The sequence below is a fragment of the Kitasatospora sp. NPDC049258 genome (assembly GCF_040678895.1).
Taxonomy (GTDB): domain Bacteria; phylum Actinomycetota; class Actinomycetes; order Streptomycetales; family Streptomycetaceae; genus Kitasatospora.
In genome coordinates, this window is the sequence record NZ_JBFAQT010000010.1 from 38,120 (window position 1) to 64,770 (window position 26,651).

Below are 26,651 nucleotides of genomic sequence, written 5' to 3' on the forward strand. Positions count from 1 at the left end.
CGGCCCGACTCTGCCTCGCCACGAAGGACTTCATGCCTGACCTGCAGAAACTCACCGATCAGATTCGGAAAACAACGGCTTCTAAGACGCTTACGGCCTCTCATGCCTGTTGACCTGTAGGTATCGGGAAGCGGTTGACCTGCAGAGCTCGAAGGCAGCAGGCGAGGCTCGGCACGGCGGAGCCCCGGCCACTTCACACTGTGAAGTGGCCGGGGCTCCGCGGCGCTCAAGGCGTGTACTCGTACCCGATCGTGAATCGAGGGGGCAGGCACTGCTCCACATACTCGATGATGCCCTGGTCGTCGGCCCATCTGTGAACAAGGGCCAGGATGGAGCTGCCAGGGGAGATACCAAGCGCCGCCGCCTCCCGCACCGATGCGTCGCGGGCGTGCATGTCGTCCCGAGCCGACGTGATGACACGGCCGGTTGCTTCAAGCACGCGGGCGGTGATGCCGTCATTCCGTCCGGGAGATGTGTTCAGCAAGTCCGGGCAGAGGGCCGCGAAGTGCGCGGGGTACCACGCGACCGCGAACATGGTCCGCGTCTTCCCCCGTCCTGCAACGTACTCGCGTCGAACCAGCTGTTCGCCGTGCTCAAGATCGAAGAGGTCCGCCACGTACAGCGGGGGATGGACAAGCTCGGCAGCCGTTACGCGACTGGTCTCTCCGTCCATGAGGTTTGACTTACGCTTCTGCACCCGGGCGAGACGGTCGCGGCTGCTGGCGGTGACTCGCGGGTCATCCGCTACATACGTCCCTCGGGGGGACGTCCGCAGGTACCCCTCGACCTGTAGGTGCTGGAGCGCGCGCGACACCGCGGCCACGGCGACGTTCCACTGTCCGCAGATCTCCTTGTTGCTCGGCAACTTGGTGCCCGGTTCGAGCTCGCCGGACAGGATGCGCTGCCGGTAGTGGTCGGCAATGACCATGTACGTCTTGGGCGTACCCCTCGGCATGTCTTGCTCCTCAGCTTCGACTGACCGAACGTCAGCAGACAAGTTCACTGACTGAGCGTCAAGGGAGCGAATCCATGGGTAGCCATGCGCGTGTGGCAAGGCAAGGTGCCAGAGTGCCGAACTCGCTGCTTGCTCGCCTTACCGGGGAACAACGTCGGGAGGCGGAAGAGGCCTGCGCCGTGTTCCGAGAAGCGATCGAGAGCGCAGGGTGCCTCCTGCCCTCGCTGACTGTGGAGTCAGCATCCATCGTCACGGGTCAAGTCCTGGGCCAGATGGGAGGCGCGCTACCAGACGTGATCACGCGTCTCGCTGAGGTCGTTCGGGCAGGCGTCGATGCGCTTGCCGTCCACGAGGCTACCTACAGCGAGACTGCGCTGAGGTCTGCAGGAACAGCGAGGCTGGTTTCGTGACTCTGAAAACGCTGCCAACGCGCGAGATCGGGCGGCGCCGGATCTATCGGTTCCTGCGGTGGACCATTGGCCGCGGCAGAGACCGCGATCCGGTCCACCTGTTCTTCTGCGAGGGTGAGGAAGAGGACGGCACGCGGTGCGGAGCCGACTCGGGAGAGCGCGCCGACGTCGAGGCCGCTCGCGAGTGGACGTTCACCCACCTTCGGGACCGGCAAGACCACCGAAGCTTCGGGCAGCTCATCTACGTGCCACTGGTGATGGTCCCAGAGGAGGAACCGCCATGACCCCAAGGTGGTCTGGCATCATCGTCGCCGCGCTGGTTCCTCTGCTGGCTTCCGGCGCGGCAACGGGCACGGTGCTGGTGGTCCACCCCGCGGCCGCGGGAGTACGACAGGCGCTCTGGTGGACGGTTGCCCTTCCGCTGCTGCTCGGAGTTCCTTACGGCGGCGCTCTCGCGGAGCGATGGCGCCACAGCCGCCGGCTACGCATCACGGTGCGACACGTGCCTGCCCCGAGCAAGGACCTGCGGTGAGCCCGGCCGGGCTCACCGACGTCGTTGCAGTGGTCTCGGGCCTCGCGTCCGGGGACCTGCCACAGCCGGCGCAAGAGATGGACGGGAACCCTTGGTTCCTCGATGACTGCTGGCTCCGGTGTGAGCGCAGGTCCGTACCGGTGCTGTGGCTGGGCCCTGTCACGGCCGTTGGCGGGGTGCACGCCCCACTGCATGCCTGTGCCCGCTGTATCGAGCGGCTGCACCGTCGTGCCTGGCACTGGGCCCGCCAGCGGGACGCCCCAGCGCGGGTCGCATCGGGTGCGGCCCGACACGCGCGCCGGCGAGCCCCCTGGGTTCGCTGGTCCCGACTGCCAGCAACGCGGTAGCCGTCCGTCCGACTCCTGTCCCGGGCTATGGGTGAGGTCCATTCCCCCGGGACGGGGCACAACCCTGCCTCCCACGGCAGGTACTCGCGGCGCCCCGGGGCGCCGCGGGGTGCAACACGCTGTCCCCCTGCAGGGAGCACGTTACCGGCGCGCGGCCGTCCACCAGACGTGAGCGGACGCACCGGCGACGGTCCCGCCCCGCCCGTCCGACGGGATGTCCTTGCCGGGGTGAGCGACAGCACCGGCCGGCCCCGAGCGGTCATGGTCAAGCAACGCTCGGGGCCGGCACCACCACGACCAGACGAAACGAGGGACGAATGAGCGTCACCACGCAGAGCCCCCGTACCGCCGGAGCACACAGCCCGCTCCGCAGCCGGCCTGCCGTTCGCGCACTGTTGGAGGGCCCGGCCCTGACCCCGGCCGACTTGTCCATGGTGCTGCTGGTCACCGAGGACCAGGTCGCCCGGCCCATGCCGACGGTCACGGTCAACGACATCCCGGCCGTGGTCCGTGAGTGCGCCGCGCTCGGCATCCGGTCCGTGAAGGTGTTCGCCGAGTCGAGCAAGCGGGACGCCACCGGGGAACTCTCGGTCGACCCGGGCTCGCTGATGGCTCGCGCCATCCGGGCTGTGAAGGACACCGAGCCGGCCGTCGCGGTCATGACGGAGACGTGCCTGTGCAGTTACACCGACAACGGGCATTGCTACGTCACCGACCACCAGGCCCGGCCGAACCTGGCCGCGACCGTCGACGTCACCAGCCGGCAGGCCGTCGCCCACGCCGAAGCCGGCGCGGACATCGTCGGGCCCGCGAGCATGGTCCTCGGAACCACCCGGGGCGCCCGTGACGCGCTGGACCAGAGCGGGCACGGCGCGGTGTCCGTCATGCCGCACGTGATCTTCTGGTCGAGCCTCTACGACGGGTTCCGGCGCACCATGGGCGCGAGCCCGAAAGCCGGGGTCAACCGGGAATTCCAGATCAACCCGACCAGGCCCGACCAGTTCATAGACACCGCCATGCGGATGGTCGCCGACGGCGCCGACATGCTGCTGCTGGAGCCCGGCCTGTTCACCGGGGACATGCTCCGGGATCTCAAGGCGCGCACCCTCGCGCCCCTGTTCCCGTTCTCCGTGTCCGGGGAGTACACCACCCTGGCGCCCCTCGACCCGGGCACCGGTGAGCGGGACGTGCGCACCCTGGTCGAGTACTGCACCACGCTGCGCCGGGCGGGCGCTGCCGCAACCGTCACGTACGGCGCGGTGGAGATCGCCCGGCAGCTCAGCTAGACCGAAGCGGCGGGCCGAATCCCGTCGAGAATGACGCGCGCGCCCTGGTCGACCAGGTGCTCGGCCAAGGCCGCGCCGAGCCTTTCCGGCTCGGCCGCCGGGCCGGCGAGCGTCCCGGATACGCGGCGCCGGCCGTCGAGGGACGTGACCTGAGCAAACAGGGAGAGAGTCCCGTTCGGCAGGGTCTCGGCACAGGCACCCACGGGCACACTGCAGCCGCCGTGCAGCTCGGCGAGCAGGGCACGCTCGGCGCGCACCTGAGCGTCCGCGGCCGGATCTCCGACGGTCCCGAGCACGTTCCGCACGGCCGTGTTGTCCTCGCGGACCTGAATCCCGAGAGCGCCCTGTCCGGGGCTCGGCGGAAAGAGGTCGAGCGGCAGCAACTCGCCGATGGCGTCGTCAAGGCCAAGCCGGCGAAGACCCGCCGCAGCGAGGACCACGGCGTCAAGCCCCATTGTCTTGATCTTCTGCAGGCGAGGCGGAACGTTCCCGCGAATCGGGATCACCTGCAGGTCGGGGCGGACCGCCAGAAGCTGAGCGATCCGGCGAGGGGCGCCGGTCCCGACCTTGGCGCCGCGTCGGAGGCCGGCGAGCGTCGACCCGCACAGCGCGTCGCGCACATCCTCGCGGCCCGGTGGCGGAAGCAGCATCAGGCCCTCGGGGTTGGCCGTGGGCAGGTCCTTGAGGGAGTGGATCACCACGTCAACGTCACCGCGGACCAGGGCGGCTTCCTGCTCAGTGCTGAACGCGGACCCACCACTCACGGCGCTGACGCTCGACAGCAGAGCGCGACGATCCTTGTCCCCACCTTCAAGGATCACCCGGTGCGTGAACGTGTGCTCCGTGAACCGAGTCCGGAGCGGATCAAGGTACTCGCGCACCTGGGTCCGAGCGAGGGTGCTTGCACGTGAGCCGACCAGGAACGTGGTCATCGGTGACCCCTCTAGAGCTGACTGCTACTCAGATCAGCGTATGGCGGTGGATCCGGTGCTCTTACAGACAGCTGGTCGGGAAGCAGGAGTGTGCCGCTTGCCCGTCCGGGTTACTCGCCGTCCGGCGTTGGGGTGCCCTGGGGGACGACGAACGATCCTCGGCCACGCACGGTCTCGACGAGCCCCTGCTCGCGAAGTGTGGCGAGGCGCGCCGTGCAGTCTTCCGGGCGACGCCGAACCGTGTGCACAGTTCACTCTCGGACGGGATCGGCCCGTCCGCGGGGATCAATCGGGGTCTCTGCCATGCGCCGAAGCGTAGACGCCGGCGCCCACCTACGACCTGGTGCGTAATTGCGGCGGCGATGTGCCGACCCTGAGCGCCAGCCCTCGGTCAGGTGGTGGCGGTGCGGTCGGAGACGAGGCTGTCGATGGCGAGGTAGGTGGCCGGGAGGGTGTCGCGGCGGCGGACCTGGACCTCGGTGGCGTCCAGTCGCAGCACGACACCCTCGGCCTGCACGTAGGCGAAGACGTCCGCCAGGGTCCGCAACCGGACCCCGGGACGGTCGGGCACCGCGAAGCCTCGGGCGGTGAGCAGGCCCGGAGCGGTCGACGCCGAACAGCAGGCCCAGGACGGCGTGTCGCAGGTGGATGAGCGTGGCACTCACCCGGTCGACGAACACGAGCCCCAAGTCTGCGCACCCCAAGAAGGGGACCACGGTGTCGACTCTGATCGCCTCGGACCGTGACGAAGAGCAGTACAAGCCTGCGGCATGACTGACTGCCGGGCCCCGGCGTAGAGCGAGTGGCACCCCTGACGCGTGCTCTCTGCGGCGGGTGTGCAGCTAGGCCCTGCCCGGTCGATCGTGTGCGTGGCTGTGTTGGGCTTCGGGGGGCCGTACACGGTGTGGGTCTTGACGTCTGACCGCCCCGCCGGCCTTGTGGGCTCGGCGGGGCGGCGGCTGTGTGGCAGGGCAGGTCAGAGACCGGCGGTGTACAGCAGGACGTTGGGGCTGGACTTGGTGACGTTGGTCAGGACGTCCCTGGTGGCTTCGGTGTCGAGCCACTCGTTGATGTCGGCGGGGGTGGCGTCCGGGTGGGCGGCGAGGTACAGAGCGGCGGTGCCGGTGACGTGCGGGGCGCTGAAGGAGGAGCCGTCCAGGGTGGCGCTGCCACCGCCGAGCTTGGCGGAGGTGATGCCTTCGCCGGGCGCGTAGAGAGACAGGCAGGTGCCGTAGTTGCTGAAGCTGGTCTCCTCGTCCCACTTGTTGGAGGCGCCGACGGTGAGGACGCGTTGGGCGGCGGCGGGGGAGATCGTGCAGGCGTCCTTGGCGCTGTTGCCGCCGGAGACGACGGGCAGGACGCCCGAGTCGGAGAGCGCGGTGGCGGCCTTGTCCAGCGCGTCGTTCCTGTCCCCGCCGAGGGAGAGGTTGGCGATGGCGGGCTTCTTGGCGTTGGCGGTGACCCAGTCGATGCCGGCGATGAGCTGCTCGACGGTGCCTGTGCCGTCGCAGCCCAGGACGCGCACGCTCACCAGGTTCACCTTGCGGGCGACGCCGTAGGTCTTGCCGCCGACGGTGCCGGCGACGTGGGTGCCCTGGCCCTGGCAGTCGGCCCCGTCCTTGCCGTCGCCGATGGTGTCGGTGCCGAGGGTCGCACGGCCCTCGAACTCGTCGTGGCCGTACTCGATGCCGGTACCGATCATGTAGGCGGTCACACCGGCACCGTCACCCTTGACGTTGAACTCCCCGTCGCCCTTGCCGTTGGTCCCGTCCCACGTCCGCTGGTCGATGCGGTCCAGGCCCCAGCTGGTGGCCGCCTCCCGGTGCTTCGAGGCGGGCGTCGTGGTGGCGTCCGGCGCGCTCACGACGCCGTTCTCCTCCACGGTCTCCACTCCCGGCAGGGCACGCACCTGCTCCAGTTGGGCGGCGTCCAGGCGGGCGGAGAACCCGTTCAGGGCGTGCCGGTAGGTGTGCAGCGGCTCGACGCCCCCGACCCTGGCCGCCACCCGGGCCGGGTCCAGGCCCTTGTCCACCGTGACGATGTACTCGCCGGGCACAGCCGCGGCCGTCCTGTGCAGGGGGGCCGCAACGGCCCGCCCGGACGGGCCGTCGGCCGCCGCACCCTGCGTGGCGACCAGCGGGATGAGCAGGATGAGGGCGGCGGACGCGCAGCGCGCGGACAGTCGCATCAGGTCTCCGTTCAACGAGAAGGGGACCGCCCAGGGGCAGGGACAACCCCTCACACGACGGTCACCTGATGCATCGTCCGCCTGCGCACCTTCCTTGAGTCCGGCTCGCCGCAGGAGCCTGTCCGGTTTCCGGTTGGCGGAGTGGTCGTTGATCCGGCCGTGAAGGACAGGGGCAGGGGCGATCTCACGGATGCACGGTGGCAACGGCTTCAGCCCTACCTGCCGCCTTGATCCGGACGGCGTCCGCGTAGGTGAGCTGCTCCGGCTGCTGCTCGGTCATCTCCGGTCTGTCCTTCCTCGGGGCTGGCCAATCTGCTGCGCGGCCGACCGGTGCGTTGTGTCGGGTTTCACTCTCGCCGATCCGGCGGCGCACCGGGGCGCCGCCGGCGGTCGAGCGGCAACTCGCTCGGCTGCTGCTCGCCTGTCCAGTAGCACCAATGGCAGCCCTTGCCGGTGCACGCGGTGCAGCGCGGAGCCTGCTCGATCTCGGCGGCCGTCTCGACAGGCGCCTGCTCGGGCGGCCGCCACGCCATGACGACGCGCCGACCGCGGCCAGCCTCAACCAGCCACCCCGCCCGGGCCATGCGGTCACTGAGCATCTCGGTCTCGATGCGCCACGGCTTGCCCTGCTCGTTCTCCCGCTGCCCGGCGCCGAGCCAGTACAGCGCGACCCGACCCCCGCCGCGCGGCTCGACCACGGCGCCGAACGCGGCCGGGTGACCGGTGATGCTGTCGCCCTCCATGGGGGCGAGCCGGATCGGCAGCAGCCGACCACCCCCGCCGAGCACGGCCAGAGCGCCGCGCACGTCCTCGTCGTCCGCGTGCTTGGGCAGGCACCCGTAGGTCTCGCCCTGGTGTTCAACGACCTTGCCCTCGACCGCGGCCGGCTCCGGCGCTGCGCCGTACTTGGCGCGCTCGGCCGCGCGGTGCGCGATCCGGGCGGCGTCGTCGGCGGCCCGATTGTACGAGACTCGAACTCGTGAGGGGTTGCCCCCAACGCGCGTTCCGACTGCCCGCGGGGCGGGCGGGCCGGGTGCTTCAGCAGCGGTCGGGTCGGGTGCCCCAGTCGAGGCGGAGCACGGCGAGGTCGTCGGTGTGCCGGCCGGCGTTCAGGGTGTGGGTCTCCTTGATGAGCAGGTCGACGTGCGCGGCCGGGTCCGCCTGCGGAAGCCTGTCGATCAGCGCGAGCAGCCCTTGGACGCCGAGCCGCTCGCCCGTGGTGCCGTTGTGCCCCTCGGTGAGGCCGTCGGTGTAGAGCGTGAGGGCGCCGCCGGGCGGGAGCGGGACGACCGTGGGGGGCCAGCTGCGCAGCCCGGGCAGGATGCCGAGGGCGATGCCGTGGGCGGCGGTCAGTTCGCGGGTGCCTTCGGCGGTGGTGAGAAGGGGTTCGTGGTGGCCGGCGAGGTGCAGGGTTGCGGTGGCGGCGTTCTGGTCGAGGGTGAGCAGGGTGCAGGTGGCGAACTGCGACTGGCTGACCCGCTCGGCGACCAGGATGCGTTCCATCAGGTGGAGCAGGTCCTCGCCGCGGTGTCCGCCGAGAACGAGGGAGCGCCAGGCGATCCGCAGGCAGACACCGAGGGCGGCGGCGTCGGGGCCGTGTCCGCTGACATCGCCGACGAGGGCGTGCAGCAGTCCGTCGTCGCCCTCCACGACGTCGAGGAAGTCCCCGCCGAGCAGGGCCATCGCGGTGCCCGGCAGGTAGCGGGTGGTGACCGTCACCGCGGAGGTGTCGATGATCGGCGGCGGCAGCAGGCCCCGCTCCAGGCGGGCGTTCTCCTCCGCCCGCAGGCGGGTGGCCTGGGCTTCGATGCTGGCGCGTTCGGTCTCGCTGCGGTAGACGGCGTAGCGGACGGTGCGGTGCAGCAGTTCCGCCTCGACCTTGCCCTTGACCAGGTAGTCCTGGGCGCCGGCGGCCATCGCGTCGGTGCCGGCCCTGGCCTCGGACAGGCCGGTGAGGACGATGACCGCGGTGTGCGGCGCCAGGGCGCGGACAGCGGTGACCGCGGCGATGCCGGCGGCGTCGGGCAGGTGCAGGTCGAGGAGGATGCAGTCGATCGCGCTTGCGGCCAGCACGCTGCGGGCGTCCGTGAGGGTGGCCCGGGTGGTCAGTTCGAAGCGCAGCCCCGTGTCGTGGAGGAGCTCCTCCACCAGGAGGGCGTCGCCCGGATCGTCCTCGATCAACAGGATGCGGTACAGCGGCCCTTCGGACGCGGTCCCTGCGGAGGCCGCCACGGCTGCGGTCATCGCGGCTGCTCCTGACCGGCGTGGATCGCCTCCGGCACGGTGGGCGGACCGGGGAGCTGCGGCGGTTCGGGTGCCAGGGTGAAGGTGATCCGGGTGCCGTCCCGATGGTCGGGGTCGACCGTGATCGTGCCGCCGTGGAACTCGACGATCTTCTTGCACATGGCCAGGCCGATGCCGCTGCCGGAGTAGGCGTCCTTGGTGTGCAGCCGCTGGAAGATCAGGAAGACCTTCTCGGCGAACTCCGGGGCGATGCCGATGCCGTTGTCGGTGACGGCGAAGCGCCACAGCGGGCCCTCACGTTCGGCCGTGATGTGAATGTGCGGTTCCCTTCCGGGGTGGCGGAATTTGACGGCGTTGCCGATCAGGTTCTGCCAGAGCATGCCCATCTGGGTGGGGTCGGCGACCACGTCCGGTAGTGGGTCGTGGGTGATCCGTGCCCCGGCTTCCTCGATGCCGACGCTCAAGGTGGCCAGGGTCTGCTCCAGCACCTTGTCCAGGTCGACCTCCTTGTGGGCGTGGTGGAGGCGCCCCACGCGGGAGAAGTCGAGGAGGTCGTTGATGAGGGTCTGCATGCGGTTCGCGCCGTCGACCGCGAACTCGATGTACTGGTCGGCCTTGGCGTCGAGCTGGCCACCGTAGCGGCGCTGGAGGAGCTGGGTGAAGCTGGAGACCTTGCGCAGCGGTTCCTGGAGGTCGTGGGAGGCGACGTAGGCGAACTGCTCGAGCTCGGTGTTGGAGCGCTGGAGGTCGGCGGCCTGTGCGTCCAGGTGCAGGCGCGCCTGCTCGGTGAAGGCCAACTCCCGTACGAGGCGACGGCGCATGAGGTCGATCTCGCCGCTGAGGCGGCGCAGGTCGGCGGGGCCGGTCGCGGTGATCGGGTGGCCGAAGTCGCCGCCGGCGATGACGCGGGCGTCCGCCCCGAGTCGCTCCAGCGGCCGGTTGATGCCGCGGCGCAGTCCTTCGAACACCAGGGTGACGAGGACGACGATGAGGATCGCGATGGCGCCGAACACCCAGTTGCGCAGGGTCAGCGTGGACATCAGGTCGTCCCTCGCCCGGGTGCGGTCCGCACGCAGCCGGTCCTGTTGGCTGCTCAGCTGGGCCCGCACGTCGTCGAAGGCCTCCTTGCCCCGGGCGGCGAGGGCGGCGGCCGCCGGGGACGGTGCGCCGGGCGGGGAGGCGGCGACCGGCCGGGCGATCTCCTCCTGCCAGGTCGAGATCGCTCGCCGGACGTCGGCCAGGTCGTCGAGGGCGGGGGCGTCGTCCTTCAGCAGGTCCGCGAGCCGCGTCGTCTGCGCATCCTGGTCGGTGAGTCCCTGCTGGTAGGGAGCGATGAAGGCCGGCTCTCCGGTGAGGCCGTAGCCGCGGATGCCGGTCTCCTGGTTGAGCACGGCGGATTCCAGGCGGAACGCGGTGGACAGGGCGGGGGACCGCACGTCGACGAGGTCGGTGCTGATGGTCTGGGTCCGCTGCAGGACCCAGGCCCCCGTCACCCCGAGCACGGCCAGGACCGCCAGGGAGAGGGCCGCCCCGACGCGAAGCCACCGTCGGGTCGTCCAGGTGGAGAGCCACCGCATCCGCGGCAACCGTTCTTCGCCGATCATGATCTGAAGCCTCCACTGTGACAGCCGCCTTCGAAGCGGCGCAGCGCACACTGTAAAGGGCGGCCGACAATGAATGTTGTCGCAGGGTCGACAATGGGCCTAAGGTGCCGGTATGCCCGGCAAGAACTTCGTGTTGCGGACGAATCAGCCCGAGACGGCTGCGGTCGCGGACGCGGCGGTCGGCAGGCTCGCACGGCGACTGGCCCTCGAACTGTCGGAGGAGTCGTCACCGCAGGCCGGGGACGGCCCTGCACGGGCGCTGTCCATCCTGCATGTGCTGAATCATCTTCAGCGGGCGGCCGAGCGGCTCCAGCGGGAGGCAGCCATGGTCGCCGCCCATGCGGGCGCCGGCTACCCGCAGCTCGGCGCAGCCTGCGGAATGACCCGCCAGGGCGCCCGGCGGCGCTGGCCGGGGATCTTCCATCATTCCAACGAGGCACCCACGGAGCATCCGATGATGACCAGCCCCGCCCGCCCCTTCGACGTCCTGCTCGTCGAGGACGACCTGGCCGACGCCATGCTCATCGAGGAGGCCCTGTCCGAGCGGGGGGCCCGCAACCTGGTCCAGGTCACCGACGGACTCGCCGCCCTGGAGCACCTGCGGGCGCCCGGCAGCGTACGCCCCGACCTGATCGTCCTCGATCTGAACATGCCCCGCATGAACGGCCGCGACCTGCTGAAGGTCCTGAAGAGCGACGAGGACCTGAGGACCATCCCGGTGGTCGTGCTCACCACGTCCTCCGCCCCCGACGACGTCACCGGTGCCTACAGCAGCCACGCCAACGCCTATGTGACCAAGCCCGTCAACCTGGAGGAGTTCGAGCAGGCCGTCCGGACCATCGATTCCTTCTACCTCGACACAGCCACCCGCCCGCCCCGCACCTGACCCCTGGACAGGCGGGCGGCCACCCGTCCTGCCGGCACCGGTCCGGCTCAGTCCCGGTGGCCGTTCAGCAGTTCCTTGGCCTTGGCCACCCCGAAGTCCCAGCCCTGCTGCAGGGTGGTGCGGGCCGGTACCGCGACCTCCTGCGGGTTGGTGAGGACGTCCAGCAGGACCGGCCCGGGTGTGGCGAACGCGGCACGGACACCGTCGAGGAGCCTGGAGGGCTCGGTCACCCGGATCCCGGTGATCCCGAGTGCGGTCGCCACGGCGGCGAAGTCGGGATTGTCCAGCTGGGTGCCGAACTCCGGCAGGCCGCTCTGTTCCTGCTCCAGCGTCACCATGCCGAGCCGGCGGTTGTCGAAGACGACCAGCTTGACCGGAAGCCGGTGCGCGGCGATGGTCATCAGGTCGCCCATCAGCATGCTGAGTCCGCCGTCCCCGCAGAGGGCCACCACCTGGCGGTCCGGTGCCCAGAACTGGGCGCCGATCGCCTGCGGCATCGCGTTCGCCATCGATCCGAGGTTGTAGGAGCCGACCATCCGGCGGTTCCCGCGCATGGTCACGAACCGCGACAGCCAGACGGTCGCCATCCCCGTGTCCGAGGTGAACACCGCATCCGCGTCCGCGCAGGTGTCCACGGCCGCCGCGAGCGCTTCGGGCCGCACCGCGCCGTCCGGGTTGTCCAGCACCGCACGCAACCGCCCCGCCGGGCGCTCGTCGTGGCGCGGGTCGGCGAGGCGCGCCTGGGCCTCCTGCCACGACGCGTACCGCCTGCGGGCGTCCTGGAGGTGGCCGCGGTCGTCCACCGTCCCCAGCATCGGGATCAGTGCCCGCAGGGTGGCCCCGACGTCTCCGGCGAGGCCGATGTCGACCGGCGTCCGCCGGCCGAGGTGCGCCGCCCGTAGGTCGATCTGGAGGACCTTGCAGCCCGACGGGTACCAGTCGCGGTACGGAAAGTCGGTGCCCAGCATCACGAGCGTGTCGCAGGTGTCCAGGGCGTGTGCGGCCGCCGGGTTTCCGATCAGACCGGTCTGGCCGACCTGGTGGCTGTTGGCATGTTCGAAGCCCTCCTTGGCCTTCAGGGTGAGGACCATCGGCGCGGCCAGGCGTTCGGCCAGCGCCAGGACCTCGGGGCGTGCCTCGCGGGCGCCCTGCCCGACCAGCAGGGTCACCCGGCCGGCGGCGTTGACCAGCTCGGCGGCGGCCGCCAGGTGCGGATCGTCGGGCCGCGCCACCGGGTGGCCCAGCGGGTGGCCCAGCGGGAACGACAGCGGCCGGTCCGCCCCGACGACGCGCTCGCCCACGTCCCCGGGCACGGTCAGCACCGCCACGCCGCCCTCGGCGAACGCCGCGCGGACCGCGGCCTCCACCTGCCGCAGCACCTGGTCCGGATCGGTGACGGTGGCCCGGTGCACCGCCACATCCCGGAACAGCAGATCGTTGTCGACCTCCTGGAAGTAGTCGCCGCCCAGCTCGGACAACGGCACCTGGCCGGCGATGGCCAGCACCGGCGTGCGGCTCTTCGCCGCGTCGTACAGCCCGTTGAGTAGGTGCACCGCACCCGGCCCGACCGTCCCCATGCAGACGCCGAGCGTCCCGGAGAGCTGCGACTGGGCACTCGCCGCGAACGCCGCCGCCTCCTCGTGCCGGCAGCCGATCCACTCGATGCCCTCGCTCGTACGGATGGCATTGGTCAGCGGGTTGAGTGCGTCCCCGACCACTCCGAACACCTGGCGGACCTGCAGCTCCTGCAGTGCGTCGACGATCACACGGGCGACGGTTCGGGTCACGGGCTCTCCTCGGGTGGGGCGTCGACGGCGCGGCCGCGCCGTCGACAGATGGTCGGGCAGTCGGACGGGCGGTCAGATGGTGAAGCGGTCGGGATCGGCCGCCCGCCAGTCCGCCGCCCAGGAAGCCGGCGGCTCGGCGAGCAGCTCACCGGCGGCGAGCGCGGGGAACAGCTCGGCATGGGAGCGGACGGTGTGCTCGTCGACGCGGCGCAGCAGCAGGTGCGGCCCGAGCTCCGCCGGGTCCCGCACGCCCATGGCGGCCATGATCTGCAGCGCGCTGCGCACCGTCGCTTCCTGGTAGCGCTGAACCCGCAGGGCCTTGTCGCCGACGTCCAGGGCGCGGGCTCGGCGCCGGCTCTGGGTGGCGACCCCGACGGGGCAGGTGTTGGTGTGGCAGCGCTGGGCCTGGATGCAGCCGAGGGCGAACATCATGGCCCGTGCGGAGTTGGCGTAGTCCGCGCCCTGGGCGAGTCGTTTGACGAGGTCGGCGCCGGTGGCGATCTTGCCCGAGGCGCCGATCCGCACCCGGTCGCGCAGGCCGGCGCCGATCAGGGCGTGGTGCACGGTCGCCAGGGCGTCGGTCAGGGGCAGGCCGACGTGGTCGGCGAACTCCAGCGGTGCGGCGCCGGTGCCGCCCTCGGCGCCGTCGACGACGATGAAGTCCGGGGTGACGCCCTCGTCCACCATCGCCTTGCAGACGGCGAGGAACTGCCGGCGGGAGCCGAGGCACAGCTTGAAGCCGGTCGGCTTGCCGCCGGCCAGCTCGCGCATCCGCGCGACGAACAGGACGAGTTCCCGCGGGGTCGCGAAGACCTGGTGGTAGGGCGGGGAGAGCACGGTCCGCCCTTGGGGGACGCCGCGGACCTGGGCGATCTCGGCGGTCACCTTCGCTCCCGGCAGCACTCCGCCGATGCCGGGTTTGGCGCCTTGGCCGAGCTTCAGCGAGACGCACCGCACCCGGTCGTCGGCCGCCTTCTCGGCGAACTCCGCCGGGTCGAACGCGCCGTCCTCGGTCCGGCAGCCGAAGTAGCCGGTGCCGATCTCCCAGATCAGGTCGCCGCCCGGGCGCAGGTGGTACTCGGACAGGCCGCCTTCGCCGGTGTCCTGGGCGAACCCACCGCGGGCGGCACCGGTGTTGAGCGCCAGCACCGCGTTGGCGGACAGCGATCCGAAGCTCATCGCCGACACGTTCAGCAGCGCCATCCCGTACGGCGCGCGGCAGTCGGGCCCGCCGACGCGTACCCGCGGGGCACGCTCGGGGGCGTCGCACGGTGCCAGGGACGGCACCAGGAACTCGCGCCCGCTGCGGTAGAGGTCCTGTTCGGTGCCGAAGGGCTCCTCGGCGTCGGTGCCTTTCGCGCGCTCGTACACGATGGTGCGGGTGTCCCGGTCGAAGGGCCGGCCGTCGACGTTGCGCTCGATGAAGTACTGCTGGATCTCCGGCCGGACGGATTCCATCGCGAACCGCAGCCGGCCCAGTACGGGGTAGGAGCGCAGGATCGAGTGGCGGCGTTGCAGCACGTCCCCGAGCGCCGCCGCGAGGGCGGCCGCCAGGACCGCCACCGCGATCCACCACCAGGGGGAGAGCAGCAGAGCCGCTCCCGCGGCGATGACGGCGGCGCAGGCGACGGTGGTCCAGAGCATCCTCAGATTCGACACAGCCCTTCTTCTGACCCCGACCCGCCGTTTCACTCCTGCCGTCGAGGGCCTCATGGAAGACTCGCCAGTTTGCCTAATCGGAGTAGGCAAATACATAGTTCTCTCAGGTGGAACCTGGAAGCGATTCGGAGGACGGGCATGACGCGGGTAGGACTGACCACGGATCGCCTGGTCCGGGCGGGGGCGGATCTGGCCGACGAGATCGGCTTCGAGCAGACGACCCCGGCGGAGCTCGCCCGGCGGTTCGGCGTCAGGACCGCCAGCCTGTACTCACACCTGAAGAACGCCCACGACCTCAAGACCAGGATCGCCCTGCTGGCCCTGGAGGAACTCGCCGACCAGGTGTCCGCCGCAGTGGCCGGGCGGGCCGGCAAGGACGCCCTGACCGCCTTCGCGAACGTCTACCGCGACTACGCCCTCGAACACCCGGGCCGGTTCGCCGCCGCCCGGTTCCGGCTCGACCCGGAGACGGCGGCTGCCGGCGCCGGTGTCCGGCACGCCCGGATGATGCGGGCGATCCTGCGCGGATACGACCTGGCCGAACCGCACCAGACCCACGCGGTGCGGCTGCTGGGCAGCGTGTTCAGCGGCTACGTCGGCCTGGAGAGCGCCGGGGGCTTCAGCCACAGCGCCCCCGACCCGCAGGAGAGCTGGACCGCGATCCTCGACGCGCTCGACACCCTGCTGCGCACCTGGCCCACCACCGCCTGACCGAGGAGACCGAGGACATGCCCACCGAGCACGACCTGATCACCACCCCCGTCACCACCGACCTCCTGCGCGGCGCGCTCGACCTGGAGCACACCGAACGCGGCGTCCTGCCCCACCGGTTGCCCGCGTTCGCCCGCCGGCAGATACCCGACGGCCAGCTGGCGATGGCCGAGTCGCAGCCCTCCGGCGTGCGACTGGTCTTCCGCACCCGGGCCACCACCGTCGAGCTGGACGTCGTGGCCACCAAGCGGGCCTACGTCGGAGCCCCGCCGCGCCCCGACGGCGTGTACGAGCTCCTCGTCGACGGGCGGCTCGCAGGCCGGGCCGGCGTGCCGGACGGCGACGTCCTCACCATCGACCTGGCCGCCGGGACGGCGGAGACGACGCCCGGGCCGGTGCGGACCCTGCGGTTCGCCGACCTGTCCGGCGACGAGAAGGACATCGAGATCTGGCTGCCGCACGACGAGACCACCCAGCTGGTCTCCCTGCGCACCAACGCCCCCATCCGGACCGCACCGGCCGACGGCCGCAAGGTCTGGCTGCACCACGGCAGTTCGATCAGCCACGGCTCCAACGCCACCGCCCCGACCGGGACCTGGCCCGCCGTGGCCGCGGCCCTGGGCAAGGTGGAGCTGGTGAACCTGGGATTCGGCGGCAGCGCCCTGCTCGACCCGTTCACCGCCCGCACGATCCGCGACACCCCCGCCGACCTGATCAGCCTCAAGATCGGCATCAATATCGTCAACGCCGACCTGATGCGGCTACGCGCGTTCGGCCCGGCCGTCCACGGCTTCCTCGACACCATCCGCGAAGGCCACCCCACCACCCCGCTCCTGGTCGCATCCCCCATCTACTGTCCCATCCACGAGCACACCCCCGGGCCCAGCGCCCCGGACGTCAGGGCGATGCGCGAGGGGCGGCTGCGGTTCATGAGCACCGGCGACCCCGCGCAGACCGCCGCCGGGAAGCTGACCCTCACCGTGATCCGGGACGAGCTCGCCCGCATCGTCCGCCAGCGTGCCGCCACCGACCCGAACCTGCACCATCTCGACGGCCTCGACCTCTACGGCGAGAGCGACCACGCCGAACGGCCGCTGCCCGACGAACTCCACCCGGACCCTGCCACCCACCGGCACATCGGCGAACGCTTCGCCCACCTCGCCTTCGGCGACGGCGGCCCGTTCAGCACGGAGCGCAGCTGACACACCGGCACCTGGCCCCGGGCGACGAGCACTTACGGATCCCGAGGCGATCTGCCACGATCATCCGAGGCTGCCGGCACCGGGCGGCCGATGCTCCTCGGGGGGATGAGAGCAGCGATGGCGAGGATGCCAGGCGACAGCACGCACGGACGGGTGTGGGCGTGGTTCAGCAAAGGCGGGAACGTCAAGCTGGTGATCACCGGCGGACTTTTCGGCGCCTGCTTCGCCATGCTCGGGCTGGGCGCGCTCCTCGGGCCGGACCACGGCTACGGCGGTGACAGCCTGGACTACCTCGGGATCATCAGCATCCTCGGCCTGATGGTCTGCGGCGCCGGTCTGATCGTCGCCCTGATCCATCCGCGCCTCGGGCTGCCTTCGATCGCCGCCGGTGCCCTAGCCGAAGAGCCGGGCCGGATACTCACGGTGAAGCAGGGGCGGCCCGTCGCCGATGGGCTGCCGATCTCCCAGGACGAGGGCGGCGACCCGGGCCAGCGTCCGCGCCATCGGCTGGCGGGTCCCGGACCCGCCGAGCCCGGTGAGGCCGAATCCCGGAACGCAGTTGAAGCGCTCGCCGTCGCGCACGAAGAGGATGCCGTAGTCCATCTGCCCGCCGCGCCGGTTCGCCATGGTGTACCGGACAACCTGGTACTCCGGCAGTTCGGCGTACGGGATCGTGCGCAGCGGCCGCGTGCCGCCGATCCGGACCAGCAGGTCGTGCGGAGTGAACGCCATCAACGAGCCGGGCCGGAAGATCCCGACCCTCCCCCACACCGCCAACAGCCCGTTGAGTGTGCGGAGTTCCAGGGCGTGGCGGTACTCGGCCTTCGTCATCGAGTACCTGAGATCCGCCGGCAGGGACAGCCGGCAGTCGGCTGCCGCGTCGACCAGGATCGCGGTCAGCTCGCCCCGGAACAACCGCGCGGCGGCGGCGCTCGCGCCCGGGTGGGAGGACATCGCGTATGCCTGCGGCCAGCAGTCGGAGAGGTGGTGGACCGAGGTCGCGTAGGCGTCCCTGGCCTGGTCGTCGCTGCTGGCCACGACCAGCATCCCGGCGACGGTGTCCCCGAGGCCGGGGCCGCCGTCGACGACGACCGGCCCGCCGCTGTAGCCGGGCTGGGTGCGCAGCGCGGACTCGGCTGCCCGGTCGATCTGGAGGGCGCCCATCCCGACCCGCCCGCGCAGCGTCGCCGTGGCCCAGGCGCCGTGCTCCCGGCGCGGCGGGCTGCCCGGGAACCCGTACAGCGAGACGGCCTGCTCGCGCGGTTCGCCGCGGAACCACTGTGCGCGGGCGGTGCCGGCCGGCGGGAGGCCGTCCAGCACGAGACCCGCCACGTCCGCCCCGATCAGCCCCTTCTCCGGGGGAGGCGACCAGGAGACCACCCGCGCGTCGAACGGCTGCCCGCCGACGTCGTTCAGCAGCGGGAACGTCACCGGGACGATCTGCTCGGGCGGCGGCCGCTCCTGGGCCCGCTTCGGCCGGCCGAGGGCGGTGTTCACCACATGGGCGCAGGTAAGGATCTGCCGCCGGCCGATCAGGAAGCCGACCCCGGCGGGGCTTTCGCCCGCGATGCGCCCGATCCGTACGATGAACTGCTCGCGCCTACTCGCCGCCACCGGACCTGTCCCAGGACATCCGGACCACGATGTTGGCCTCGGCCGTACCCTTGGCGAAGATCACTCCGCTCTCGCCGCCGACCTTGATGCCGAACTCGATCTCCACCGCGTCAGGCGAGGCCGCCGACAGCGAGCGCCGGATGTCGGCCACCGCAGGACGGAGCGTGTCCAGGACGGACACCAGGCTCTCCCGTGCCCGCACGGTCAGCCCCGACTCGCCCTCCGAGGCGAGCTGGAGGTCCTCCGAGAGATCCGCCTGCTCGACCTCGAACACCACGGCCCGGCCACCCTCGACCGGCACCTCAAGCAGCTTTCGCGCCATTGCCCCACCCTCGGTCCGCGCAACCTGTCGCCACCCTAGGACAGAATCCGACGTACCGTCAGGCGAACGACGGCAGCGGGTGATCCGCAGGTTTCGCCCTGGCACCTTCCACCGATCACAGGAAGGACGCAGGAAGCTGCACCACCGAATCCCCCGCCGCAACGTCCCCGACCTCGCCGCGGTCCTGCCCTAGCCGTTCAGGTGGGCCAGGAGGAGGTTGGGGTCCTTCGCCGTGACGTACGCGGCGCTCAGGACGTAGGCGGTGTCGCCGCGCAGGGCGATGGAGGTGGGGTTCTGCAGGCCGTCGGCGGCGGACAGAACGGTGGAGTGGGTGCCGTCGGGCTGGACGAGAGCGACCTCGCCGGGGCCGTTGAGGGCGGCCAGGATCTGGTCGCCGTGGCCGGTGAAGGCGAAGTCGTCGATCCCGGCCAGGCCGGTGGCCCGGGTCTGGACCGTGCCGGCGCGACCGTCCCGCAGGACGGGTATGCGCAGGACGGTGCCCCGGTCGAGGTTGGTGACCCACAGTGCCCCGTTGCGGATCTTCAGCCCGTTGGCGCCGAGGAATCCGGTGGAGGCCAGTTCGGGGGCGGTGGACCAGGTGCGGGGGGTGCCTCCGGTGATGGGCACGCTCGCGATGGTGCCGAGGACGGAGTCGGTGATGTAGAGGGTCCGGGTGCGCGGGTCCAGGGCCAGGCCGTTGGGCAGGCCGGCCGCGGGCAGCGCGGCGATGCGCTGCGGTGCGCCGCCGGGGTGCAGGCGCCACAGGCCGGTCAGGTCGTCGGTCCCGGTGGCGTACAGGAAGTACAAGGTGCCGTCGTGCGCGCGGACGATGCCGGTGGTCAGGGCGAAGCCCAGGACCGGGGTGTGGATGCCGCCGTCGGCGGGTGCGGGCAGGGTGGCCAGGATCCGGGTGGATCCCCCGGGGGTGATGCGGGCGACCTGGCGGGCGGCGGCGAAGGTGACGTACGCGCTGCCGTCGGGAGCCAGCGCGAGGTTCTCGGGCGTCTGGTGCCGGGCCAGGTCGAGGTGCGTGGCGATGCGCGCGCAGCTCAGCGGGGCGGAGACGGCCGACGCGATGCCGGGGGTGGCTGCGAGGAGCGTTGTTGCGGTGAGTACGGCGGCTGCCGCGGCGGTCTTGGACAACGTGTTCTCGAACATGGTTCCTTCACTGTTTTCGGGCATGCGGCGGCGGTGCGCCGACGCGCGGGGGTTGAGGGGACGGACGGACGGGCGCTCGCGGGGGTCCGCCGGGCGTCGTGGCGTGTGGGCCGGGTCAGTCGGAGCCGACCCGGGCTCCCGGTCGCGCCGGGTCGTGCTGCGGGCCGAGCTGGGCGAGCAGGGCCAGCGTGGTCCGCGCGGGCGAGTCGGCCTCGGTGGTGGCGACCACGATGTTCTGCCCCTGATCCGGGCCCGGGCCCTGGCTCAGGGTCTGCTGGGTGACGGTCAGCGGGCCGACCAGCGGATGCCGCATCTCGTAGGTCGCGACCGCGCATGCCGTGACGCGGTGGTCGGCCCACATCGAGGCGAAGTCCGCGCTCTTCGCGCTCAGTTCGCCCACCAGCGTGTGGAGCGTGGTGTCGTCCGGGTGCCGGCCCGCCACCAGGCGCAGATTCCCCACCACGGCCCTGGCCTTGGCCGGCCAGTCGGCATACAGGTCACGGGTGTGAGCGTCGAGGAACACCAGCCGGGCCATGTTGGGCCGCTCCGCCGGCCGGGCCGGGGCGCCCGGGTCCAGGTGTCCGGCGAACAGCGCGTGGCCCAGCCGGTTCCATGCCAGGACGTCACTGCGGCGGCCGGTCACGATCGCCGGGACGCCGGTCAGTGCCTCCAGCAGCTGGGCGGTCGCCTCCGTCACCCGCTCCGGAGCGGGCCGGCGGCCTCGCGCCGGGCCGGCGGCCGACGACCGGGCCAGGTTGTGCAGGTGCAGGCACTCGGCCTCCTCCAGCCGCAGGGCCCGGGCGATCGCGTCCAGCACCTGCGGTGAGGCGTTCAGCGACTGCCCCTGTTCCAGCCGGGTGTAGTAGGAGACGCTCACACCAGCCAGCGACGCCAGCTCCTCGCGTCGAAGACCCGGCACACGACGCCGTTCCCCGTACCCGGGTATCCCGAGATCCTCCGGTTGCAGCTGGGAGCGCCGGGTCTGCAGGAACTCCCCGAGCCGCACTTTTGCGTTCATGGATCCGAGTATGGGCCGGGCCCGACCGCACAGCCTGACCCTGGCGTGGATAGGCACCGACGGGTCTGGCTCCCCGGCGGGTGGGGTGGTGATGTGGGCGTCGCCGACATGGCACCACCCCACCCGTCCAGGAGGACACCTTGAGCGCCACCACCAGCGAACACGACCTCTTCGAGGTCCTGGACGCATCGGATTTCACCTTCACCCGGCGTGCCTGGGTCGATGCCGCGCCCGCCCGGGTCTACGACCTGGTCAGCGACGTGTCCGCCATCGGGCGCTGGAGCCCCGACGCGAGCGACGTCACGTTCGACCTGGGCGCCGGGCCCCGGGTCGGGGCCTGGTTCAGCGGCCGCAACCACAAGGACGGCAGGCGGTGGACCACCCGCTCCCAGGTCGTACGGGCCGACCCCGGCGCCGCCTTCGCCTTCGTGGTCGGCGGCGCCGAGGACGGCATCGTGCACTGGAGCTGGGCCTTCCACCCCCGGGGACGTGGAACCGTCGTCGAGCAGTCCTGGCAACTCCTGCGCCTCGACCGCGTGCTGGGCACCACCCGCGGCGACCTCGACACCCTGCGCGACTACATGACGGACAGCGTCGAATCCACCCTGCTCTCCCTCGCCCGGTGGATCGCCGAAGCACCGGCGGGGTGAACGGCCCCGTCACCCTCCGGTCGCTCGGACAGCTCCGTCCACAAGTCGAGAAAGGCTCGCAACGGCGCACTCGGCCGGCTGCCCGACCGCCACACGAACACCTTCCGCAACCAGATGGCGGGCTCCAGCGGCGCGACGACGAAACGCCGGTCGGCGGCGAGGACCGAACTCGCGTGGGAGGCGACCGACAAACTATCAACTCCGCGGCTTAGGGCACGGGTTGTTACGGCTTCCGACCGGTACGGTGCCGGTACCACGATCCCCGGTGCGATCAGCGATCGTGACGGCTGCCATCACCACTGCGTATTGGACGTACGTGGCCGAGGCTCCGAGGCTGGTGGCAGGGTTTCGGGCCAGGCCTGTGACTCCGGCGAAGGGCGAGGACAGACAGATGAGAGTGACCGTCGTCGGCGGCGTCATCGCCGCCGATCAGGAGCGGCGCCATGGGTGAGACGGACCGGCCGGGTTTCGCAGAGGTGCTGCGTGGTCACCGCCGCGCGGCACGGCTGACCTTGGAGCAGCTGGCCGAGGTTTCGGGTGTCAGCGCCCGGACCCTGTCGGACATGGAGCGTGGACGGAGCAAGGGGCCTCAGGCCCGGACCATGACCGCCCTGGCGGACGCGTTGGAGCTGGACGAGGACGGTCGCGCGAGGCTGGTCGACCTGGCGCGCGACGGGCGGCTGCGGGACCACTGGACGCGGCGGAGCGGCCTGTGCGAACTGCCCCGGTCGGTCGAGGACTTCACCGACCGCGCCGAGGAACTGATCTGGTTGAGCGAGCTGGTGTACGCCGAGACTTCGCCGGGCGTCGGAGTGGTGGGGCTCATCACCGGCTCGGCCGGCCTGGGGAAGACCACGTTCGCCGTCCGCGCCGCTCACTCGGTTCGGCCGAGCCTTCCCGACGGGGTGCTGTTCCTCGATCTCTTCGGCATGTCCCAGCGGCCCCTGGCTGCGATGACGCGTTACGGCTGCTGCTGCTGCGCGCGCTCGGGGTCGCCGACCAGCAGGTTCCGGGCGATCCCCGGGAACGCTCCTCCTTGTACCGGTCGTTGCTGAGGGACAAGCGTGTCCTGGTCGTCCTCGACGATGCCGCCTCGGAGGAGCAGGTACGTCCGCTGCTGCCGGGAGGGGCGCGAGCAGGGCGCTGATCACCACGCGGCGGTTGCTGGCCGGTCTGGAGGGGGTCCGTAGGCTCGTCCTGGGCCCCCTGCCGTTGTCGGAGTCCACGGACCTACTGACCGGCATCCTGGGTGCACGTTCCACGGGCGCCGAAGAGTCGACGCTCACCCGGCTCTCCGAGTTGTGCGGGGGGCTGCCCCTGGCACTGCGGATCATCGGGAACCGGCTGCTCAGCCGCCCTGACTGGGACGCCGCACAGCTCGCCGTCCGGCTGGCGGACGAAGAGCGTCGCCTGGAGCAGTTCAAGGCCGGTGACCTCAAGTTCGCCAATGCCTTCGGAATGTCGTACGAGCAACTGGCGGACTCCACGCGCCGGGTGTTCCGGAACCTCGCCGTGGTACCCGGCCGGGACTTCGACGCCGCTCTGACGGCCGTCGCCGGCGGAATGCCGATCGAGGACGCCTGGGACGCCCTCGACGAGCTGGTCGACCTGGGCCTGCTGCAGGACAGCGCCGGAGGCCGGTACCGCTTCCACGAACTCGTCCGGCTGTTCGCCCGTGACCGGCTCCAGGACGAGGAGTCCGCTGCCGGGCGACAGGCGCTGACGGAACGGGTGGCGTCGTGGCTGCTGCGGATGGCGACGATGTCCGGGCGATGGTTCGAACCCGGCTACGGCTGTCCCGACCGGCCCGACCCCGACCTGACCGCCCAGTCCTCCGGCGAGGAGGCCGACTGGTGGCTGCGCGGCCACGTGGACAACTGGGTGGGAGCGATGCGGACCTCGGTCGGCGACCGGCCCTCACCGGTCCTCGACTGCGCCGAGTCGATGCACTGGTTCTCCGAACGCTGGGTGCACGGCGCACACTGGCACGAGGTTTCACGCTCGGAGCGCAGGCCGCGGCCGCCCTCGGCGACCTGGCGCAGCAGGCGACCCGGCTGAACTACCTGGCCTGGGTCCACTCGGTGCCGCCGCGCGACCCGAAGGCCATGCTGCGGTGTGCGGCCGAGGCCCCGGAGTTGGCCACGCGGGCCGGCGCCACGGCGCAGATCGCCTGGTCGCACGAGTACACCGCGGGCGCTCTGTACCTGCTCGGACAGCTCGACGAAGCGATGGTGATGTCGTTCCGGGCAGCGGCGGCGTTCAAGGGGATCGGCGACGTGGACAGCTACGTCCAGAGCCTCGCCCACGTCGCCAACTGCCCACGTGACGGCGGGCGCCATGCCGAGGCCCTTGAGCAGTTCCTCACCCTGCTGGAGCTGATGGACGGTGAGGGCTCGGGGATGACACCGAGCGTCGTGGCGCACAGCCGGCCCTTCGCCCTGATCCGCGTCGGCCAGTGCCTGGGACACCTCGGCCGCCGCGCCGAGGCGATCGCCGCGCTCGGCACGGCCATGGAGCTGCTGGACGCGCCATGATCAGCCACCCGCGCACCACGGCCCGCCTCATCGAGGACGCCGCCCGGGCCACCGGCTGACCCTCGACGGCTCGCCTCGGCCCGCACCCTGACGGGCCGAGGCGAGCCCGTCCGCGCGCCGCTCGGCAACCCCGTTCCCGTGAGCCCGCCCCCGGCCGGATCATGGCCGCCGGCCGCGGCGGCCTGAAGCCCGGCGCCGGCCTACAGCCGCGCTGAACGGATGACCGCCGAGGAAGCGCAGGCCGGCCGATCAAGCAGTACCGCGAACTGGCAACGGACCAAAACGCCGCGTCCGCGTCGAAGCCCAGCAGATCCGGGCGAGGCGGCGACCGCGCGAAGGATGGGCGCGCGAGATGCGCAGCACCGTCCCCGAGGACCCGGCCGCCCCGAACGGCGACGGCTACGGCTCGGGTCCGCGCAAGGCCGTCTTCCCGTGCGGCACCGTCTGGGGCCACGACGGCCAAGCGGCCGGCTACTCCAGCGAGACCTGCACCGACCCCACCGGCAGGCGCGCGGTTGCTGTCCTCACCAGCACGGTCTTCGACCTCGCGCGCCCCGAGGCGGCCGCCGCCCACCAGGCCCTGCGGAAGTGCCGGCCGCCCGCACGGCACGGGGCGTCGACGGCGGAGGGGCAGTCAGGCCGGATACCGCCCCCATCCCGGATGGGCTACTTCGGTAAGCGCCGCACGGGTGGGCGTGATGACTTTATGAGGGGCTTACCACCTTCGTGCGGACAGCAGACGGCTCTCCCCCGAACCCTTCCGAGGCCGAATGCGGGCCCCGGCCCAGCGCGAGCCGTCCAGCCGTTCGGGGTGGGAAGCCGCCGGGAGTGTCCTGCGCCCGGACGCAGGGGTTTCTCCTGTCCGCGTGGCCGTCGCCGGCCTGCCGCGGGCCGCCGATCCGGGCCACCTTCCAGAAGGACGGACCATGCAGCCTCCTCGTTCGCCCCGCCTGCCCGCGCTCACCCGCCGTGCCGAGCGGCCGCTGGCCGGGATGGGTGTCCTCGCCCTCGCCGCCGCCGGCGCCCTGGCCGGTCTCGCGCCCGGTGTGAGCTCCGCCTCCAGCCACCGCGAGGCGCCGCTGATCGCGGGTGACCCTCGCGCGGACAACACGGACGTGTACGCCTTCGTCAGCCCCGACAAGCCGGACACCGTCACGCTGATCGCGAACTGGATTCCCTTCGAGGAGCCGAACGGCGGACCGAACTTCTACGCGTTCGCGGAGGACGCGCGCTACAACATCAAGATCGACGCCGACGGTGACGGCAGAGCCGACACCACCTACACCTGGACGTTCAGCAACCACTACCGCGACGACGCCAACCAGTTCCTCTACAACACCGGTGTCGTCAACAACCTCGACGATCCGACGCTGAACTTCCGCCAGACCTACACCCTCACCGAGACGCACGCGGACGGCAGCACGAAGACCCTGCTCAAGGACGCCGTCGCGGCCCCCTCGAACACGGGCCAGGCCTCGATGCCGAACTACGCGGCCCTGCGCAAGCAGGCCACCCTCGAACTCCCCGGCGGTGGGCAGACCCTTGCCGGCCAGGCCGACGACCCGTTCTTCCTCGACCTGCGGGTCTTCGACCTGCTCTACGGCGGGAACCTCAAGGAGTCCGGGCACGACACCCTGAGCGGCTACAACGTCAACACCATCGCCATCCAGGTCCCCAAGAAGGACCTCGCGCTCAAGGGCGACCCCACCCGCAACCCGGTGATCGGTGTCTGGTCCAGCACCGACCGCAAGGGCGCCACCGTCGTCGCCGACAAGGGCGGCGAAGGCAAGGGCGGCGAAGGCGCGAAGGACGACAAGGGCGGCGAGGGCTTCCGCCAGGTCTCCCGGCTCGGCAACCCGCTGATCAACGAGGTCGTCGTCCCGATCAAGTACAAGGACGCCTTCAACGCGCTGAGCCCCGAGAAGGACGCCACCGTCACCCCCGTGGTCGACAAGGTCAAGGACCCGATCGTGCCGAAGCTCATCCAGAGCGTCTACGGCATCCCGGCGCCCGCCACCCCGCGCAACGACCTGGTGGAGATCTTCCTCACCGGCATCTGCAAGGCCTGCGGCCCCATCCAGGCCGACCTCAACTCCCAGCAGCTGAACGCCGACGTGAGCAAGGACAAGTTCCTGCCCGGCGAGGAACTGCGCCTCAACATGTCCGTCCCGCCCTCGGCATCCCCCAACCGCCTCGGTGTCCTCGCCCAGGACCTGGCCGGCTTCCCCAACGGCCGCCGCCTGGCCGACGATGTCGTCGACATCGAGCTCCAGGCCCTGGAGGGCGCGGCCCTGACCGGCACGATCGTGCCTGCCCTGGCCGCCGGTGACGGCGTGAACGCCAACGACCACGCCTTCGGCAAGACCTTCCCGTACGTCGCGCTGCCGAACACCGCCGCCGTCAACCAGGCTGTCTCGGACAACCCCGCAGGCGGCGTCGCCGCCGGCCTCGGCGGCCTCTCCCTGAGCAACTTCCCGATCGCCGGCGCCACCGCGCTCGGCGGCGGCATCCTGCTCACCGGCGCGGCGGTCCTCGCGCTGCGCCGCCGGCACGGCGCCCAGCAGTGATCCGTGCGCCTCGTACCGGTCGCCGGTCCCTCCTCCCGGGGGGCC

The 26,651-nt window shown here is 71.4% G+C and carries 22 protein-coding genes and 1 pseudogene; 10 read left to right on the forward strand and 13 right to left on the reverse strand.

Annotated elements, in window-relative coordinates:
* Window positions 1-226: 226 nt before the first annotated feature.
* Window positions 227-955: a GntR family transcriptional regulator gene (locus AB0K43_RS11195; RefSeq protein WP_363638243.1), complete on the reverse strand. Its 729-nt coding sequence runs from the start codon at window positions 953-955 to the stop codon at window positions 227-229.
* Window positions 956-1,361: 406 nt separating this feature from the next.
* Between AB0K43_RS11195 and AB0K43_RS11200 the strand changes: the two genes are divergently transcribed.
* Complete coding sequence (locus tag AB0K43_RS11200) at window positions 1,362-1,649, forward strand: hypothetical protein (RefSeq protein ID WP_363638245.1); 288 nt, start codon at window positions 1,362-1,364, stop codon at window positions 1,647-1,649.
* 912 nt (window positions 1,650-2,561) lie between these two features.
* On the forward strand, window positions 2,562-3,530 hold the full coding sequence (locus tag AB0K43_RS11205; protein ID WP_363638247.1) for a hypothetical protein: 969 nt from the start codon (window positions 2,562-2,564) through the stop codon (window positions 3,528-3,530).
* Here the strand turns inward: AB0K43_RS11205 and hemC are convergent.
* The 6 genes and pseudogenes from hemC to AB0K43_RS11235 all read right to left on the reverse strand — a co-directional run bounded on the left by hemC (window position 3,527) and on the right by AB0K43_RS11235 (window position 10,498).
* The gene (gene hemC, locus AB0K43_RS11210) at window positions 3,527-4,462 is read right to left on the reverse strand and encodes a hydroxymethylbilane synthase (protein WP_363638249.1); all 936 of its coding nucleotides are present in this window, start codon (window positions 4,460-4,462) and stop codon (window positions 3,527-3,529) included. The genes AB0K43_RS11205 and hemC overlap by 4 nt on opposite strands.
* 460 nt (window positions 4,463-4,922) lie before the next feature.
* Window positions 4,923-5,145: pseudogene (locus AB0K43_RS11215) on the reverse strand (IS5/IS1182 family transposase); the annotation flags it as partial.
* A gap of 293 nt (window positions 5,146-5,438) precedes the next feature.
* A complete protein-coding gene (locus tag AB0K43_RS11220) occupies window positions 5,439-6,650 on the reverse strand; it encodes a S8 family peptidase (protein WP_363638250.1) in 1,212 nt (403 codons plus the stop codon).
* A 347-nt stretch (window positions 6,651-6,997) separates the two neighbouring features.
* Window positions 6,998-7,456, reverse strand: coding sequence for a hypothetical protein (locus AB0K43_RS11225; RefSeq protein WP_363638252.1), 459 nt, complete (start codon window positions 7,454-7,456; stop codon window positions 6,998-7,000).
* Window positions 7,457-7,688: 232 nt separating this feature from the next.
* On the reverse strand, window positions 7,689-8,894 hold the full coding sequence (locus tag AB0K43_RS11230) for a SpoIIE family protein phosphatase (protein ID WP_363638254.1): 1,206 nt from the start codon (window positions 8,892-8,894) through the stop codon (window positions 7,689-7,691).
* Window positions 8,891-10,498 carry a CHASE3 domain-containing protein gene (locus AB0K43_RS11235; RefSeq protein ID WP_363638256.1) on the reverse strand — a complete coding sequence of 536 codons (1,608 nt, stop codon included), beginning with the start codon at window positions 10,496-10,498 and terminating at the stop codon, window positions 8,891-8,893. Before AB0K43_RS11235 ends, AB0K43_RS11230 begins: the two co-directional genes overlap by 4 nt.
* A 112-nt stretch (window positions 10,499-10,610) precedes the next feature.
* Here AB0K43_RS11235 and AB0K43_RS11240 point away from each other — a divergent pair, with 112 nt between their 5' ends.
* Window positions 10,611-11,384, forward strand: coding sequence for a response regulator (locus tag AB0K43_RS11240; RefSeq protein ID WP_363638258.1), 774 nt, complete (start codon window positions 10,611-10,613; stop codon window positions 11,382-11,384).
* A 47-nt stretch (window positions 11,385-11,431) separates the two neighbouring features.
* On the opposite strand, the gene AB0K43_RS11245 is transcribed toward AB0K43_RS11240, so the two are convergent.
* Both AB0K43_RS11245 and AB0K43_RS11250 read right to left on the reverse strand, forming a co-directional pair.
* Window positions 11,432-13,171 (reverse strand): thiamine pyrophosphate-dependent enzyme, encoded by a 1,740-nt coding sequence (locus AB0K43_RS11245; protein ID WP_363638260.1) that lies wholly within the window; start codon window positions 13,169-13,171, stop codon window positions 11,432-11,434.
* 72 nt (window positions 13,172-13,243) lie between these two features.
* On the reverse strand, window positions 13,244-14,815 hold the full coding sequence (locus tag AB0K43_RS11250; RefSeq protein WP_363638505.1) for an FMN-binding glutamate synthase family protein: 1,572 nt from the start codon (window positions 14,813-14,815) through the stop codon (window positions 13,244-13,246).
* 153 nt (window positions 14,816-14,968) lie between these two features.
* On the opposite strand from AB0K43_RS11250, the gene AB0K43_RS11255 reads away from it, so the two are divergent.
* The gene (locus tag AB0K43_RS11255; RefSeq protein ID WP_363638262.1) at window positions 14,969-15,541 is read left to right on the forward strand and encodes a TetR/AcrR family transcriptional regulator; all 573 of its coding nucleotides are present in this window, start codon (window positions 14,969-14,971) and stop codon (window positions 15,539-15,541) included.
* 17 nt (window positions 15,542-15,558) lie between these two features.
* A complete protein-coding gene (locus tag AB0K43_RS11260) occupies window positions 15,559-16,743 on the forward strand; it encodes a GDSL-type esterase/lipase family protein (protein ID WP_363638264.1) in 1,185 nt (394 codons plus the stop codon).
* Window positions 16,744-17,136: 393 nt separating this feature from the next.
* On the opposite strand, the gene AB0K43_RS11265 is transcribed toward AB0K43_RS11260, so the two are convergent.
* The 4 genes from AB0K43_RS11265 to AB0K43_RS11280 all read right to left on the reverse strand — a co-directional run bounded on the left by AB0K43_RS11265 (window position 17,137) and on the right by AB0K43_RS11280 (window position 20,855).
* Complete coding sequence (locus AB0K43_RS11265) at window positions 17,137-18,357, reverse strand: serine protease (RefSeq protein WP_363638266.1); 1,221 nt, start codon at window positions 18,355-18,357, stop codon at window positions 17,137-17,139.
* Window positions 18,344-18,679 carry a CU044_2847 family protein gene (locus AB0K43_RS11270; RefSeq protein ID WP_363638268.1) on the reverse strand — a complete coding sequence of 112 codons (336 nt, stop codon included), beginning with the start codon at window positions 18,677-18,679 and terminating at the stop codon, window positions 18,344-18,346. Before AB0K43_RS11270 ends, AB0K43_RS11265 begins: the two co-directional genes overlap by 14 nt.
* 189 nt (window positions 18,680-18,868) lie before the next feature.
* Window positions 18,869-19,837 (reverse strand): hypothetical protein, encoded by a 969-nt coding sequence (locus tag AB0K43_RS11275; RefSeq protein ID WP_363638270.1) that lies wholly within the window; start codon window positions 19,835-19,837, stop codon window positions 18,869-18,871.
* 115 nt (window positions 19,838-19,952) lie between these two features.
* Window positions 19,953-20,855 (reverse strand): helix-turn-helix transcriptional regulator, encoded by a 903-nt coding sequence (locus AB0K43_RS11280; protein ID WP_363638272.1) that lies wholly within the window; start codon window positions 20,853-20,855, stop codon window positions 19,953-19,955.
* Window positions 20,856-20,995: 140 nt separating this feature from the next.
* Here AB0K43_RS11280 and AB0K43_RS11285 point away from each other — a divergent pair, with 140 nt between their 5' ends.
* The 5 genes from AB0K43_RS11285 (at window position 20,996) to AB0K43_RS11305 (ending at window position 26,606) form a co-directional block, all read left to right on the forward strand.
* The gene (locus AB0K43_RS11285) at window positions 20,996-21,505 is read left to right on the forward strand and encodes an SRPBCC family protein (RefSeq protein WP_363638274.1); all 510 of its coding nucleotides are present in this window, start codon (window positions 20,996-20,998) and stop codon (window positions 21,503-21,505) included.
* A 443-nt stretch (window positions 21,506-21,948) separates the two neighbouring features.
* Window positions 21,949-22,560, forward strand: coding sequence for a helix-turn-helix transcriptional regulator (locus tag AB0K43_RS11290; protein ID WP_363638276.1), 612 nt, complete (start codon window positions 21,949-21,951; stop codon window positions 22,558-22,560).
* A gap of 157 nt (window positions 22,561-22,717) precedes the next feature.
* Window positions 22,718-23,563: a hypothetical protein gene (locus AB0K43_RS11295; RefSeq protein WP_363638278.1), complete on the forward strand. Its 846-nt coding sequence runs from the start codon at window positions 22,718-22,720 to the stop codon at window positions 23,561-23,563.
* A 47-nt stretch (window positions 23,564-23,610) separates the two neighbouring features.
* Complete coding sequence (locus AB0K43_RS11300; RefSeq protein WP_363638280.1) at window positions 23,611-24,039, forward strand: hypothetical protein; 429 nt, start codon at window positions 23,611-23,613, stop codon at window positions 24,037-24,039.
* A 992-nt stretch (window positions 24,040-25,031) separates the two neighbouring features.
* On the forward strand, window positions 25,032-26,606 hold the full coding sequence (locus AB0K43_RS11305; RefSeq protein WP_363638507.1) for a DUF4331 domain-containing protein: 1,575 nt from the start codon (window positions 25,032-25,034) through the stop codon (window positions 26,604-26,606).
* Window positions 26,607-26,651 lie beyond the last annotated feature (45 nt).

What these genes read in the sequence shown, in the direction of transcription:
- AB0K43_RS11195 (WP_363638243.1), bottom strand. Translation starts at nt 955, where the DNA reads ATGCCGAGGGGTACGCCCAAGACGTACATGGTCATTGCCGACCACTAC.
- AB0K43_RS11205 (WP_363638247.1), top strand. Translation starts at nt 2,562, where the DNA reads ATGAGCGTCACCACGCAGAGCCCCCGTACCGCCGGAGCACACAGCCCG.
- hemC (WP_363638249.1), bottom strand. Translation starts at nt 4,462, where the DNA reads ATGACCACGTTCCTGGTCGGCTCACGTGCAAGCACCCTCGCTCGGACC.
- AB0K43_RS11220 (WP_363638250.1), bottom strand. Translation starts at nt 6,650, where the DNA reads ATGCGACTGTCCGCGCGCTGCGCGTCCGCCGCCCTCATCCTGCTCATC.
- AB0K43_RS11230 (WP_363638254.1), bottom strand. Translation starts at nt 8,894, where the DNA reads ATGACCGCAGCCGTGGCGGCCTCCGCAGGGACCGCGTCCGAAGGGCCG.
- AB0K43_RS11235 (WP_363638256.1), bottom strand. Translation starts at nt 10,498, where the DNA reads ATGATCGGCGAAGAACGGTTGCCGCGGATGCGGTGGCTCTCCACCTGG.
- AB0K43_RS11240 (WP_363638258.1), top strand. Translation starts at nt 10,611, where the DNA reads ATGCCCGGCAAGAACTTCGTGTTGCGGACGAATCAGCCCGAGACGGCT.
- AB0K43_RS11250 (WP_363638505.1), bottom strand. Translation starts at nt 14,815, where the DNA reads ATGCTCTGGACCACCGTCGCCTGCGCCGCCGTCATCGCCGCGGGAGCG.
- AB0K43_RS11255 (WP_363638262.1), top strand. Translation starts at nt 14,969, where the DNA reads ATGACGCGGGTAGGACTGACCACGGATCGCCTGGTCCGGGCGGGGGCG.
- AB0K43_RS11260 (WP_363638264.1), top strand. Translation starts at nt 15,559, where the DNA reads ATGCCCACCGAGCACGACCTGATCACCACCCCCGTCACCACCGACCTC.
- AB0K43_RS11270 (WP_363638268.1), bottom strand. Translation starts at nt 18,679, where the DNA reads ATGGCGCGAAAGCTGCTTGAGGTGCCGGTCGAGGGTGGCCGGGCCGTG.
- AB0K43_RS11275 (WP_363638270.1), bottom strand. Translation starts at nt 19,837, where the DNA reads ATGTTCGAGAACACGTTGTCCAAGACCGCCGCGGCAGCCGCCGTACTC.
- AB0K43_RS11280 (WP_363638272.1), bottom strand. Translation starts at nt 20,855, where the DNA reads ATGAACGCAAAAGTGCGGCTCGGGGAGTTCCTGCAGACCCGGCGCTCC.
- AB0K43_RS11290 (WP_363638276.1), top strand. Translation starts at nt 21,949, where the DNA reads ATGGGTGAGACGGACCGGCCGGGTTTCGCAGAGGTGCTGCGTGGTCAC.
- AB0K43_RS11300 (WP_363638280.1), top strand. Translation starts at nt 23,611, where the DNA reads ATGCTGCGGTGTGCGGCCGAGGCCCCGGAGTTGGCCACGCGGGCCGGC.
- AB0K43_RS11305 (WP_363638507.1), top strand. Translation starts at nt 25,032, where the DNA reads ATGGGTGTCCTCGCCCTCGCCGCCGCCGGCGCCCTGGCCGGTCTCGCG.